The sequence below is a fragment of the Mycolicibacterium boenickei genome (genome assembly GCF_010731295.1).
In the GTDB taxonomy this organism is placed as follows: domain Bacteria; phylum Actinomycetota; class Actinomycetes; order Mycobacteriales; family Mycobacteriaceae; genus Mycobacterium; species Mycobacterium boenickei.
This window is the reverse complement of the sequence record NZ_AP022579.1, coordinates 3,345,082-3,357,797: the sequence shown is the minus strand read 5'-3', so window position 1 is coordinate 3,357,797 and position 12,716 is coordinate 3,345,082. Positions and strand designations below refer to the sequence as shown.

The window sequence follows — 12,716 nt, the reverse complement described above, 5'->3', positions numbered from 1 at the left end:
GAGGTCTCCGGACGGTGTCACTCGCATTCCCGCCGTACTAAGAGTGTCATAAGAAGGAGTGGGCGTTTTCCGCCCAGATTGGTTACTGGCGAGTTCTACGCATGGGTAACCGCCGGTAACGTAACGCGGCACCGACTGGCGGCCAAAGCCATTCGGGACAAACGTCCTGTTGGCAGGTGGTTACGGTCGAGTAGCCACAACTGCGCAGATCAAGGCAGTATTGTTATCGAATCGTTATCTAAATTTTCCGCCACATCGAAGGCCTCGAAGTGGCCGTGAACCAGCAGACAATCGGGCCGATTCTGTCTAGCGAATCCTGAGCGTCCGAACAAAAAGTTTGCTGGATTATCTTACTCGTCGGTAACAATTTCAGTCCCACCGGCCGAATCGCGGCTTGAGGACGTGGTTGACGTCGACCCCGATCCCGCCAACACGAATCGCTCCGATGGCGCCTGACGTGCGGATGTCGCCGGCGGGGATCACAGCTGCACCAGCCGGTTCTGGGCCGGACTAATCGGCGGTGGCCAGGCCCGTCCGCAGGGACCGTTCCAGCCCGACCGAGACGACGGCCCGGGCCAGCTCACGCAGGTCGGTATCGGACGAGCCGCCTCGGCATTCGGAGAGCGCATCGACAACCGACTCGGCGACCCGATCGATCGCCGCGTCCGTCGACCGAGCGAGGTGGGCGATGATGCGGATGCAGCGCCGCTGGTCCTCGGCGTCGGCGACCAGTGCGGCCAGCGCCGGGTCGGACATCTCCACGGCGCCGTCGACGATATGTAGCAACCCGAAGTCCACGAGGGTGCGGACATCATCGTCGGCCGGATCCACATTCAGTGCCAGTGTTTTCGGACGGCCCCAGTCCGAAGCTTCGATCCCCAGGGCGCCGGGCAGGTCCTTGCCGCTGCGCAAGCCTGCGAAGAACTCGGCGATGTGCGCCGAGTTGAAACCCTTGGCCAGTAGCTGGCTGATCGCCGTCAACTGCGCCAGGTGCCGCTCGCCGTAGTACGCCGAGCGCCCGACGCGGCGCGGCGAATCCAACAGTCCGCGCTCACGATAAGCGCGGATATTGCGAGCGCTGACGCCGGAAATGCGCGCCAGATCCTCAAGACGATACTCAACCAAGCCGACGTCCTCCGCGTCGGTTTGAACATCGATTCATGCCGACACCCTACTCCTCCGTTAATGCCCTGAGCGAATTTACACCAAGATGCATCGATCTTCCGGCGCGTTCCAAAGTAGCCCGACGATCTGCGAATATGCAGTCCCACCCGCCACAATTTCAACGCGAGCATGCATTTTCAGCCAACTTTATGAATCGCCGCAAAGCCGGTCCGGAGACCAAATTCACAGCCGCCACAAAGAAACGCGTTCGCTTCGGCGCCCGCGGTGCGAGAGCATGTACGTCTGCCCCGACAAACACATTTGACGAAAGGTGCCCGCGTGCGTCCCTGGATCGTCTGGGCCGCCGGGCTACTCGCCTACATCATCGCGGTCCTCGACCGCACCACGCTCGGCGTCTCGGGTCTGCAGGCCGCTGACAGGTTTGCCGCGAGCCCGGGTGTGCTGTCCACGTTCGTCGTGCTGCAGGTGATCGTCTACGCCGCGGCCCAGGTTCCGGCCGGATTACTGTTGGACCGGTTCGGGTCTCGTGCACTCATCGTCTGTGGGGCCGCGCTGATGACCGCGGGCCAGCTCGTCCTGGCGCTCAGCGAATCGCTTCCGGCTGCCATCGGTGCCCGGGCCATCGTCGGTCTGGGCGACGCATTGACCTTCATCTCGGTTCTCCGCCTGGTGCCGTACTGGTTCGAGCCGCAGCGCGTCCCGTTGGTCGCGCAGCTGACCGGAATCTGCGGACAGTTGGGGCAGGTCCTTTCCGCGGTCCCATTCCTCGCCATCCTCACCGGCTCCGGCTGGACGCCGGCATACCTGTCGGTCGCGGCCTTCGGCATCGTGGTGATCGTGTTGGCGCTGGCCCTGATTCGCAATACGCCGCACGGTTCCGCGCTGACATCCGAGCCGATCTCCTTGCACACCACCCTGTCCCGCATCAAGACCGTCTGGCTGCGGCCGGGAACAAGGCTCGGATTCTTCACCCATATGGGCACCCAGTTCTCGGTAACGGTGTTCGCATTGATGTGGGGAGTGCCCTACCTGACGGTGGCGCAGGGACTTTCGGAGACCGCGGCAGGCTCCCTGCTGACCGTCTCGGTGGTCGCCGCCATCTCGGCCGGAATCATGATCGGCATATTCACCGGCCGTCATCCGCACCGCAGGTCACGGTTGGTGCTGTGGATCATCGCCAGCAATGCCCTGATCTGGACCGTGGTGCTGGCCTTGCCCGGCCCGGCGCCCGTGTGGCTGTTGGTGGTGCTCATCGTCGTCATCTCGGTGGGCGGCCCGGGTTCGATGGTCGGCTTCGACTTCGCCCGGACCTTCAATCCGAGCCACACGCTGGGCACGGCCCAGGGCATGGTGAACATGGGCGGCTTCCTGGCTGCGCTCCTCGTGATGCAGGCGATGGGCCTGATCCTGTCCGGCACCGACAGCTACTCGTTCGCGTCGTTCCGGCTGGCCTGGTCGGTGCAATACGCGGTGTGGATCCTGGCCACGATCGGAATCCTGATCACCCGCACCAAGACCCGACGGCTGCTGGCCGCCGAGCAGGAACGAATGCTGTTGGAAAGCTTCGAGACTCACCCGGGCCGGTGAACATCAAGGCGCCGGCCGACGATCTCGGCGGCGTGCCGATGCCCGACCGCCTCGAACCCGATGACCACGACCACCGGTGCCGCGGTGACGACCAGCAGACAGACCGCCATCGGCGTCCCATGGGCGGCGAGCGCCACCGCAGCCACAAGGGCGGCCGCGGCCAGCACCAGCAGAAGTGCGTGCAGCAGATCGAAATCCGCCACCAAGAACGAGTAGATGACGAACATCGCCGCCAGATAGACGCCCACCGGGATCGCCACTGCCAGCACGGTGTCGACGGAATCCAGCTTCGATTCACCGTCGATGTAGTAAGCCGCCACGTGTAATCCCGCGCCGGTGGCCACAATCGCCGCGAACACCGCCAGATGCAGATACCCGTACCAGAACGACAGCGTGCGCTGGGCATGCAGCAGCGCCCCGGCCGGCACCAGGAAGTACACCCACCACATCCCGAAGGTCAGCCCGATACCGGAGGCTACGAGCAGGATCGCATCGGTGGACCAGCCGTGCTCCCCCACCGCCGCGGTCAGGGATGCCACCGTGCCGACCACTCCCTCGCCCAACGCGATGATCGCGAGCAGTCCATAGCGCTCGGCGACATGATGGGCGTGCCATGGGGTGCCGCCCATCCGGCGCTCGGCCAGGATCGGCCCGCCGATCTCCACGACCATCAGCACCAATGCGGTGACGAAGAAGACCGTCAGGGAGGTCTGGACGAAGATCTGCACCACCCACCCGATCTGGGCGATGACGACGGCGGATGCGTAGGTCAGGCAAGCGGACCGGCGGGGCGGATCCTGCACGGCGGCCCGTAACCACTGCCCCACCAAGGCAATTCGCATCACCACATAACCGGCCACCATCACCACGTTGTCGACGTGCCCGCCGTGTTCGATGGAGGCGAAGACGGGCGGGATGCCCATGGCCAGGATGATGACGCCGACCATCTGCAGCATCGTCATCACCCGGTAGATCCAGTCGTCGGTGTCATAGGCCGATGCGAACCAGGTGAAGTTCATCCACGCCCACCAGATCGCGAAGGCGGAGAACCCGAAACCCGCGAGTCCGGCCGATACGTGCCCCTCCGCCATCAGGTGCGCGAGCTGCGAGGCCGCCACGCCGAAGGCGATCACAAAGGTCAGGTCGAACAACAGCTCCAGCGGGGTCGCCACCCGGTGCTGCTCATGCGGGTCACGTCCGGTCATCCGGCTCAACCGGTGAGTTTGAACCGGACTCGGCCTCTCCTCGTTCACCTTGTATGTCCCTTTCTCGCCAGATCTCACCGCAATTCCACCGCATCAGGGCATCGGGCCACGGATTGTCTACGGCGTGGTGGCGGAATTGTGCGCCAAATACAGGTAGTGCACTACTGATGTCATGGCCGCGGCCAGGCTCGAGGATGATCGTGTGTCCAAGCAATTCACGCTGAACCTCCTCGGCGAGTTCGCCGTCTACCGAGACATGGAGCCGGTGGTGCTGCCGCCGTCATGTCGCCGGTTGGTGGCACTGACCGCTGTGAAGCGTCGCGAGCTGCACCGTAGCTGGGTGTGCGACTTGCTGTGGCCCGGCAGCCCGCCGCAGAAGGCGGTGTCCTCACTGCGCTCCGCCCTGTGGCGACTCCGACCGTTGGGCGCCGACTGCCTGCTCGTGGTGGAGCATCAATACGTCAGCCTGGCTCCCGAGGTGAAGGTCGACTGGCACGAGGCCCTCGCGCTGCACGAGGCAATGGCAGTGATCGACGGACGTCCGGCACCTGCGACCAGTCACCCTGTCCTGCGCCGGCTGGCACGAAGCGGCGACCTGCTCGAAGGCTGGCCCGACCCCTGGTGTGCCGCCGAGCGCGACCGCTATCGGGCCATCAAACGATCGGTCCTGGACGCGCCAGACAGCCCCGCAAGGCAGGTAACGCACTACGCGGTCCCTGGCTCACGTCCGGGGTCGCACGGCGGCCGCCACCACAACGACAACGCGGGGTGCCGGCCATGACTGCGCTACTGCTCGTCCTCGCCGGGGTCAGCGCGCTGATCACAGCGTTGGCCGTGCACGAACTACAGACCTGGCTGGAGCGCTGGGCGTACGAGCGTCACGCGCAGGACTGATCCCGCGGCACCGGCCGCTACACCGGGTCGAACGACGAGATCAGCCAGTTGCCGTCGATCTTGCTCATCCCGACTTTGACGGCGCTGGCCGCGAAGCTCCCGTTGGGGTTCTCGGCGCTGGTGGTGGCCTGATTGACGAACACGAGCACAGTCGCCGAATCCGGGTGGATCTCCGAGACAGCCGAGCGCACGATGGCCGCGGCGGTCTTGACCGACTTCTGCTTGGCGGCGGGAGCGACAATCTCCTGCGTGAACTGGGTGTAGTACGACAGGAAGTCCCCGGTCAGGTGGGACTTGGCGGCGGTGAAATCGCGGTCGAGGCTGTCGGGCGCGTAGCTCAACAGAGCGACTGTGCCGTCGTTCGCAGCCTTGAGCACCGTCGCCGACGCGGCCGGCCCGGTCTGCTGATCGGTGCGGAACTGACCGAAGTACAGCCATCCGGCCAGAGCGGCCGACACGATCAGCGCGACCACGAGTGCCAGCGGGAACCACTGCCTCTTGAGCTTCTGGAGCCAACCTCCCGGGGGCTCGGAAGCGGCCGCGTCGGTGTCGTCCGCCGTATCGGCTTCAGCCTGTTCCTCGGCGGCTTCGACGGTCTCTTCCGTCTCGGCGGTCACCTCGGTGTCGTCGACCTCGACGGCCGTCGAGGTGTCGTCTTTCACGGTCTCTTTGGTTTCCTGATCCAGGCTCACGGCACGAACTCGACTTTCGACAGCTTCATCTGGTCACCCTCGCGGACCATGTCCACGGCCACCCGCCACGGGCGCGGTTGCTGATTGGCCCCGGTGGTGTTGGTGACCTTGGTGTTCACCGCCACGAGGACGACGGCCTTGTCGTCGCTCATGCTGTCCACGGCGGCGCCGGTGACGTTGGCCTCGGTCACCACCTTCGCGTCCTGGGCCAGCTTGACGAAGTCTTTCGACTGAGCCTCGAAATCTTCCCGGAATTCGCCGGTGGAGTTGTCGAGGATGTTCTTGACGGCATCTTGGGCGTGGTTGAAGTCCAGCGACATCAGCGTGACGACGGTCTGGCGGGCCGCCGCGGTGTACTCGGCGGTCAACTGCTCGCGATGCTGCGCCTGGCGGTGGTGCCAGATCATCCAGCCGCTGGCGGCGAGCAGTCCGGCGATGACGATGAGCGTCAGGCAGCTCGCCAGCACCTTCCAGAACAGACGGGACACCCGCACCCGCGGCAGGCGCGACGACTTCGCCTCGACTGCTTCCGCGTCGGGCCCGGTTTCCGCTCCTTCGGCTTCCTCGACCGGTGGGGCCTCGACGGCCTCTGACTCCGCGTCTACCGCGGTCGTGTCGATGATCTCCGGGGTATCGGTGCCATCGGTCGTGCTGTCGTCGGACTCGGTGACGTCCGCGGGGTCGGCAGCGGCCTCGTTGCGCAACCGGATGGCGCGGGCCCGGGCGCGTGCGGCGGCCGCCACGGCCTCGGCCGCCTCCGCTTCGGCCTGTTCGGCCAACTTCTGTGCGTCGCTCGGTGACGCGTCATCTTCGCTAGTATCGAGTACCGGCGACGAAGGCTTGCGGGACGGCATGCCGACCTCCTGTCCGTTCAGCAGCCTGCTTAACGAGAATTACGTTATCAGTTTGCGGTAGTGACCCGAGAGTACATCATCGGCGGTAGGCACTTAAATGGCCATTTACCTGCGGAAATGATGTTTACGCGCTGTGCGTTCACTTAGCCCGAATTGGCCGCTACCTGCGCCTCAAGCTCATTCTTCATCACCTTGCCGGTGGCGTTGAGTGGTAGTTCGTCGAGGAACTCGACATACCGGGGCACTTTGTAGCCGGCCATTCGCTCGCGGCTCCAGGCGATCAATTCCTCGGCGGCGGTCCCCGAAGCACCCGGCTCGTCCCGCAGCACCACGAACGCCTTGCCGACCTGGCCCATCCGCTCGTCGGGGACGCCGATAACCGCAACCTGCGCGATCGCCGGATGCTCGAGCAGGAACCCCTCGATCTCGGCCGGATAGGCGTTGAATCCGCCGACGATGAACATGTCTTTCTTGCGTCCCACGATCCGCAGCCGACCGGACTCGGTGAACTCGCCGAGGTCGCCGGTGTGCAGCCAGCCGTCGGAGTCGATCGCCTCAGCGGTGGCCGTCGGATCATCCAAGTAGCCCTGCATCACGTTGTATCCGCGCACCAGCACCTCGGTGTCGTCGGCGATGCGGACATCGACCCCCTCACACGGCAGCCCGGCGGTGGTCGCCACGTCCTCGGCTGAGTCGCCGGGCCGGGACAGCGTGACGTTGCCCGCCTCGGTGAGGCCGTAGCCGGTCATCAACGTCTGGAACGGCAGGTCGTCTCGGATTCGACGCACCAGTTCCACCGGGATGTCGGCGGCGCCGGTCACCCCGGCCCGCAGCGTCGAGAGCCGATCGCTGTCCGCGACGGCCAGCAGCGAGTGGTACAGCGTGGGCGGGCCGGGCAGCATCGTGATGCGTTCGCGCTCAATGAGTTCCACGACGTTCTCGACGTCGAAAACGGCCACCGGCAGCATCGTCGCGCCCCGCAGGAATGACGCCACCAGACCTGCCTTCAACCCGAAAGTATGGAAGTACGGGTTGATCATCAGGTAGCGGTCGCCCTCGCGCAGATCCGCCAGGGTGGCCCACTCCTCGTAGGCCCGCAGCGTCTGGCGGTGGTTCATCATCGCGCCCTTGGGCCTGCCGGTGGTGCCCGAGGTGAAGATGACATCGGCGATGTCGGTGGGCGCCACATCCCGCGTGAAAGGGCTGCCACTGGTCAGGAAGTCCGACTTCAGGTCGATGGCCGGGACATCGACATCGGTCTCGGCGAACGTGAAATCCTGCCCGAGGAAACCCTTTTGGACCATCACCGCCTTGGCGCCGCTGCGCGCCACCACGTCGGCGGCCTCGTCGGTCTTGAACCGGGTGTTGACCGGGACCAGTACGCCGCCTGCGGCCATGATGCCGAAGGCCGCGATGATCCACTCGGCCGAGTTGGGAGCCCAGACCGCGACCCGGTCCCCCTTGGCGACGCCGAACTCGGCGAACGCACCCGAAGCCTTCCGGATGCGCTCGACGAGTTCGGTGAAGGACAGACGCAGCGGACCGTCGACGACAGCTTCGGCGTCGCCGAACCGGTCCGCCGCACTCAAGACCATCTCGGGGATGGTCTGCCAGTTCGCCACCCGTTAGGTGGTGACGAGGCGGCCCAGGTTTCCACCCATGATCTTGGCCTGATCCTCCACAGCGAGGTGCTCAAGCGCCGTCACGTAGTGGGTGGGCTCCGCCAAGCCCTCCGGGTGCGGCCAATCGGAGCCGTACAGCACCTGATCGACACCGATGAGGTTGATCAGATCGTCGATACCCTCCTCGTAGAACGGGCTGACGTAGATGCGGTTCTTGATCTCCTCGATCGGGTTACCGAGGAAAGCCTCAGGAGCCTTCTTGTACACCTCTGCCATCGAATCCAGCAGCGGGAACATCCATTTCGAGCCGGCTTCGACGATGCCGACCTTGAGCTTCGGGTGGCGGAACAGCGCACCGTGGATGACCCAGGAGGCCACGGCATCCTGGATCGGGCGCCACTCGTTGAGGATCGACATGGCGTTGGTCTGGAACGGGAGCATCTCCTGCACCGTGCCGTCCCATTCCGAGGTGTAGCGCGAGTAGCCGCTGTCCGAGGAGTGCATGCCGACGAACACGTCGTACTCGACGCAGCGCTCCCAGAAGGGGTCGAACTCGGGCAACGCGAACGAGCGCGGGCCGCGGAAGCCGGGCACCGGGGCGGGTCGAACCAGAATGGCGCGGGCACCGCGCTTGACCGCCCACTCCAGCTCCTCGATCGCCTTGTCGACGATCGGCAGGGTGATGACCGGGGTGACGAAGATGCGGTTCTGGTAGTTGAAGCCCCAGACCTCATCGAGCCACTGGTTGAGCGAGTGGATGATGACGTGGATGGCGACCGGGTTGTCGCGCAGCCGCTCCTCGATGAGGCTGGCCAGCGTCGGGAACATCAGCGAGCGATCGACGCCGAGCTCGTTCATCAGCTCCAGGCGGGGAGCCGGCTCGAAGAATGCCGGGATGGACCGCATCGGCTCACCGAACAGCTCGCGCTTGCTCTTGCCATCCGGGTTGCCGAACTTGAAGTACTCCTCCCAAGCACCCGGCTTGGCGACATGCGAGAAGGTCGGGTTCGGGATGTAGTTGCTGATGTGGCCGTCGATCGCGATCTTGGTGCGGCCGTTGACCTCCACGTACTGGACGAGGTCCTTGTACTCCTTGGGGAGGTACTTGGTCATCGCCTCCGGCGGCTCGTAGAGATGGTTGTCCGCGTCGAACAGCGGAAACGGAATGTCGACCCTATGCGACAGTTGCCCCATGGAAAACTCCTTTGCAATTCGAGAGAATCATATTCTCACTTGATACCTGCCGCAATCCCCATCTCTGCCCGAGGGCTGCTCACCGGGCGATTGCAGCAATCTCCTGACGGATGACGAACTTCTGCACCTTCCCGCTGGCCGTGCGGGGAAAGTCTTGGGCCAGATGTAGCTCTTCCGGCCACTTCTGCCGGGCTACGCCGTTGGACTCGAAATGCGACCGGACCTGATCGAGGGTGGGCATCGTGCCGCCCTCGCGCACCCGCAGCACCGCGGCCACCCGCTCCCCCAGGCGTGCGTCAGGCGCGGCCACCACGATCGCCTCGATCACGTCCGGCAGGCCGAGTAGCACCTCCTCGACCTCCAGCGCGCTGATGTTCTCGCCGCCGCGGATGATGAGATCGGTGGTGCGATCGGTGATTGTCAGGTACCCGTCCTCGTCCAGCACCCCGATGTCCCCGGTGCGGTACCAGCCGTCGGCGTCGAAATGCTTTGCGGTGAGCGCATCGTCGGTGTAGCCGAGGCACAGATCCGGTCCACGGCTGAAGATCTCGCCGTCCGGCCCGAGCCGGATCTCGACACCGGGACGCACGTTCCCGTCGGTGTACAACCGCTTGGCCTCCGGAGCCCCGGCGCCCGATCCGGTGATCGACGGATGCTCGGTGCTGCCATAGGAGCGGAAGACGAACAGGCCCAGATCGGCCAGCCGCCGCGTGACCGCCGCCGGCACCGTCGAGCCACCCAGGCCGACGGTGGTGAACCGGGCCAGATGGCGTTCGTCGAACTTCGGATGGTCCATCAGGCTGGTGACGAAATACGGTGGCCCGCCGCCGATCGACAGCTCATCCCGCTCGATCAGCTCCAGGACCTTGCCCGGGTCCCAGACGTCGCACAGATCGATCGGCGCGCCCTCGAGCACCGGGATCAGGAACGCGCCGAGCATCCCGATGAAGTGCCCGACGGGCGTGGCCGTGAGCTGACGACCGCGGTCCGGCGGGTAGTTCTCCAGGAGCTGGCGGGTTTCGAAGCCCAGTGTCTGATGACTGTGGATGACGCCCTTGGGCTCTCGGGTGGTCCCGGAGGTGAACGCGATCAGCGCAGGCGCCGCCGGGTCCGCGGTCAGCGTGCCGCTCATGGGCTCGTCGGCGAGCAGGTCGGTGAACGAAGATTGACCGACCAGACCGACGATCGGGACCTCGGCACACAGATCGGGCTCGAACTTCATCCGGCCGAACTGCTCGGTGGTGATGAATACCTTCGGATTGGCCGTGGCCATGATGTGGCCGAGTTCCTTGCGTCCGTAGAAGTGCACGATCGGAACCGTCACCGCACCCAGGAACGCCGAGGCCCAGAACGCGACCGCGGCCTCCATCCAGTTCGGCAGTTGCATGGCCACCACGTCGCCGGGTCCGACGCCGCGATCCCGCAGCCCGGCGGCCAGGCGCCGGGCTGTGCGCTCGACCTCCCCGAACGTGCCCTGATACGGACGGGTCCCGGAATGGACGTAGAACCCGGCATCGGGGCTGGCCGCCAGACCGTCGGCCAGCATCTGGCCCAGGGTTTCCGGCCGCCACCAGCCTTCTTCGACGTACCGTTTGGTCAGCTCAACGGGGATGTCGCGCACATCGGTGATGTTATTCTCATCAAACGAGAATGCCAATCCCGGAACTGGAGAACGTTTGATGGTCGACCTTGAAATCGACGGCGAACTGGCGGTCATCACGATCGACCGCCCGCAGGCACGCAACGCCATCTCGCTGGACACCATGGATGCGCTGAACAAGGCGCTGGACGGGGCTGTCGGCGCCCGCGCCCTGGTGATCACCGGTGGCGGCGACCGCGCCTTCGTGTCCGGCGGCGACCTCAAGGAATTGGCGGCACTGCGCACCGAGCTCGAGGCCTCCGAGATGGCCTGGCGGATGCGCACGATCTGCGACCGCATCGCAGGTTTCGACGGACCGGTCGTCGCGGCACTCAACGGCCACGCGCTCGGCGGTGGGGCCGAAGTGGCGGTGGCAGCAGACATCCGAATCGCCGCCGATGACATCAAGATCGGCTTCAATCAGGTGGCTTTGGCGATCATGCCGGCCTGGGGCGGGGCCGAACGGCTCGCCAAACTGGTCGGCCCAAGCCGGGCGCTACTGCTGGCCGGGACCGGCCGCATCCTGGGCGCCCGCGAAGCCGAGCAGGTCGGGCTGATCGACCAGCTGATCCCCCGAGCCGAATTCGCCGAGACGTGGCGGACGACGGCGCAACTGCTGGCCCGGCGTCAGGCCGGCGAGGTCAAGCGCGTGATCAACGGAGTGTCGACGACGGAGGCGGTCGCCGCGTTCGCCCGACTCTGGTGCTCCGATGAGCACTGGGCCGCCGCGGACAAGGTGATGAACAAGGGCAAGTAGCCCCTTCCCGCCGCCCCTTCCCGCCGAAATGGCATTCCGGCAGACAAAGTTCGACTACCGGCCTGCTGGAATGCCGTTTCGGCGGGGGTCAGCCCAACTCCCGGACCGGATCGGCCCCGTCCCAGGAGGCAGCCTGCTCACGGACGTAGGCGCCCATACCGGCGGAGGCCTCGGTCAATTCCATGATCTCGACGATCGCGGCCCCGGTCGGCGGTTCGAAGTAGGCGAAGCGCACCCCCTCCCCCTCGCCGCCGGACCACACCTGCGGCCAGCCGGCCCCGGCCAGCTTGGCCATCACAGCGTCGAAATCTTCTGCCCAGTAAGCAAGTTGGTGAAATCCACCGCCGGTGGCGGTCAGGAACTCGGTGAAGATGCTGGGCGTCTCGTCCAGTTGTTGGATCAACTCGACCTGTAGGTCACCGCTGTTGGACAACGCGAGGGACAGTTTCACCTCGCACGGCGCATCCCGATAGGTCACCCGCTGCGGCAGGTTGCGGATCACGAACCACGGGCCGACGCCCATCTTGAGCCAGCCGGCGATGGCGTCGTCCAGGTCGGTCACCACGTACCCGATCTGGCGGACCTCGCCCGGTAGAACCTCGCCCATGCCGCCTCCTTGTGTCCGTGCTGTCTCAGCTGCGGTTTGCGAGCTTACCGAGAGCAGGTTCTCACTAGACGAGAATTGCATTTCCAGTTATCGTCAGCGACGTGTCAACACAGATTGCTCTGGCGCCCGAGATTTCGACGTGGCCGGACGCCGAACCTCAGCTGATCGGCAGCCGCTGCACCGACTGCACGGCCACCACCTTCCCGGCCCAGGCCCGCTGCCCCAAGTGCTCCGGCAGCAACACCGAACAGGTGCGCCTGCCCCGCCGCGGCACCGTCATCGCCTGGACCACCCAGGGATTTCCGCCCGGCGCCCCCTACAAGGGGCCCACCGGAAAAGCCTTCGTGCCCTTCGGCGTCGGACTGGTCGAACTCGCCGACGACACCGGCCCGGTGATTCGTGTCGAGGGCCGGCTCACCGAAAACGACCCTGCCAAACTGCAATTCGGCATGGACGTCGAACTCACCATCATCCCCTTCACCACAGACGAAGAAGGCAACGAGATTGTCACCTTCGCCTTCCAGCCCGTCTAGAAAGGCC

12 protein-coding genes are annotated in these 12,716 nt (G+C 65.4%); 4 read left to right on the top strand and 8 right to left on the bottom strand.

The genetic code is table 11. The features are described 5' to 3' along the window. Window positions 1-510 precede the first annotated feature (510 nt). Window positions 511-1,125, bottom strand: coding sequence for a MerR family transcriptional regulator (locus G6N57_RS16040; protein WP_234815746.1), 615 nt, complete (start codon window positions 1,123-1,125; stop codon window positions 511-513). A gap of 318 nt (window positions 1,126-1,443) precedes the next feature. Here G6N57_RS16040 and G6N57_RS16035 point away from each other — a divergent pair, with 318 nt between their 5' ends. Then, window positions 1,444-2,712, top strand: a complete 1,269-nt coding sequence (locus G6N57_RS16035) for an MFS transporter (RefSeq protein ID WP_077741481.1) — start codon at window positions 1,444-1,446, stop codon at window positions 2,710-2,712. Here G6N57_RS16035 and G6N57_RS16030 read toward each other — a convergent pair. Next, on the bottom strand, window positions 2,697-3,917 hold the full coding sequence (locus G6N57_RS16030) for a low temperature requirement protein A (RefSeq protein ID WP_077741482.1): 1,221 nt from the start codon (window positions 3,915-3,917) through the stop codon (window positions 2,697-2,699). The two genes, G6N57_RS16035 and G6N57_RS16030, sit on opposite strands and share 16 nt — an antisense overlap. A gap of 202 nt (window positions 3,918-4,119) precedes the next feature. Between G6N57_RS16030 and G6N57_RS16025 the strand changes: the two genes are divergently transcribed. Beyond that, on the top strand, window positions 4,120-4,698 hold the full coding sequence (locus tag G6N57_RS16025) for an AfsR/SARP family transcriptional regulator (RefSeq protein ID WP_077742060.1): 579 nt from the start codon (window positions 4,120-4,122) through the stop codon (window positions 4,696-4,698). A gap of 130 nt (window positions 4,699-4,828) precedes the next feature. Here the strand turns inward: G6N57_RS16025 and G6N57_RS16020 are convergent, their stop codons facing one another. The 5 genes from G6N57_RS16020 to G6N57_RS16000 form a co-directional block, all read right to left on the bottom strand. Continuing rightward, window positions 4,829-5,503 carry a twin-arginine translocation pathway signal gene (locus G6N57_RS16020; RefSeq protein WP_407665937.1) on the bottom strand — a complete coding sequence of 225 codons (675 nt, stop codon included), beginning with the start codon at window positions 5,501-5,503 and terminating at the stop codon, window positions 4,829-4,831. Continuing rightward, a complete protein-coding gene (locus G6N57_RS16015; RefSeq protein ID WP_097926195.1) occupies window positions 5,500-6,357 on the bottom strand; it encodes an Rv1363c family protein in 858 nt (285 codons plus the stop codon). The genes G6N57_RS16020 and G6N57_RS16015 overlap by 4 nt, the downstream gene beginning before the upstream one ends. A 143-nt stretch (window positions 6,358-6,500) precedes the next feature. Further along, on the bottom strand, window positions 6,501-7,979 hold the full coding sequence (locus tag G6N57_RS16010; protein ID WP_077741484.1) for a FadD3 family acyl-CoA ligase: 1,479 nt from the start codon (window positions 7,977-7,979) through the stop codon (window positions 6,501-6,503). A gap of 3 nt (window positions 7,980-7,982) precedes the next feature. Next, window positions 7,983-9,173 carry an amidohydrolase family protein gene (locus G6N57_RS16005; RefSeq protein ID WP_077741485.1) on the bottom strand — a complete coding sequence of 397 codons (1,191 nt, stop codon included), beginning with the start codon at window positions 9,171-9,173 and terminating at the stop codon, window positions 7,983-7,985. Between the two features lie 79 nt (window positions 9,174-9,252). Further along, window positions 9,253-10,794, bottom strand: a complete 1,542-nt coding sequence (locus tag G6N57_RS16000) for an AMP-binding protein (protein ID WP_077742062.1) — start codon at window positions 10,792-10,794, stop codon at window positions 9,253-9,255. Window positions 10,795-10,852: 58 nt separating this feature from the next. On the opposite strand from G6N57_RS16000, the gene G6N57_RS15995 reads away from it, so the two are divergent. Continuing rightward, window positions 10,853-11,569, top strand: a complete 717-nt coding sequence (locus G6N57_RS15995; protein ID WP_077741486.1) for an enoyl-CoA hydratase/isomerase family protein — start codon at window positions 10,853-10,855, stop codon at window positions 11,567-11,569. Window positions 11,570-11,657: 88 nt separating this feature from the next. Here G6N57_RS15995 and G6N57_RS15990 read toward each other — a convergent pair whose 3' ends face one another. Next, the gene (locus G6N57_RS15990) at window positions 11,658-12,176 is read right to left on the bottom strand and encodes a VOC family protein (protein ID WP_077741487.1); all 519 of its coding nucleotides are present in this window, start codon (window positions 12,174-12,176) and stop codon (window positions 11,658-11,660) included. 101 nt (window positions 12,177-12,277) lie between these two features. On the opposite strand from G6N57_RS15990, the gene G6N57_RS15985 reads away from it, so the two are divergent. Then, entirely contained in the window at window positions 12,278-12,709 is a 432-nt protein-coding gene (locus G6N57_RS15985) for a Zn-ribbon domain-containing OB-fold protein (protein WP_097926194.1), read from the top strand. Window positions 12,710-12,716: the final 7 nt, after the last annotated feature.

Bases quoted from the DNA above. Each gene is read 5' to 3' on its own strand.
- G6N57_RS16015 (WP_097926195.1), bottom strand. From the start codon at position 6,357: ATGCCGTCCCGCAAGCCTTCGTCGCCGGTACTCGATACTAGCGAAGAT.
- G6N57_RS15990 (WP_077741487.1), bottom strand. From the start codon at position 12,176: ATGGGCGAGGTTCTACCGGGCGAGGTCCGCCAGATCGGGTACGTGGTG.
- G6N57_RS16005 (WP_077741485.1), bottom strand. From the start codon at position 9,173: ATGGGGCAACTGTCGCATAGGGTCGACATTCCGTTTCCGCTGTTCGAC.
- G6N57_RS15995 (WP_077741486.1), top strand. From the start codon at position 10,853: ATGGTCGACCTTGAAATCGACGGCGAACTGGCGGTCATCACGATCGAC.
- G6N57_RS16030 (WP_077741482.1), bottom strand. From the start codon at position 3,917: ATGACCGGACGTGACCCGCATGAGCAGCACCGGGTGGCGACCCCGCTG.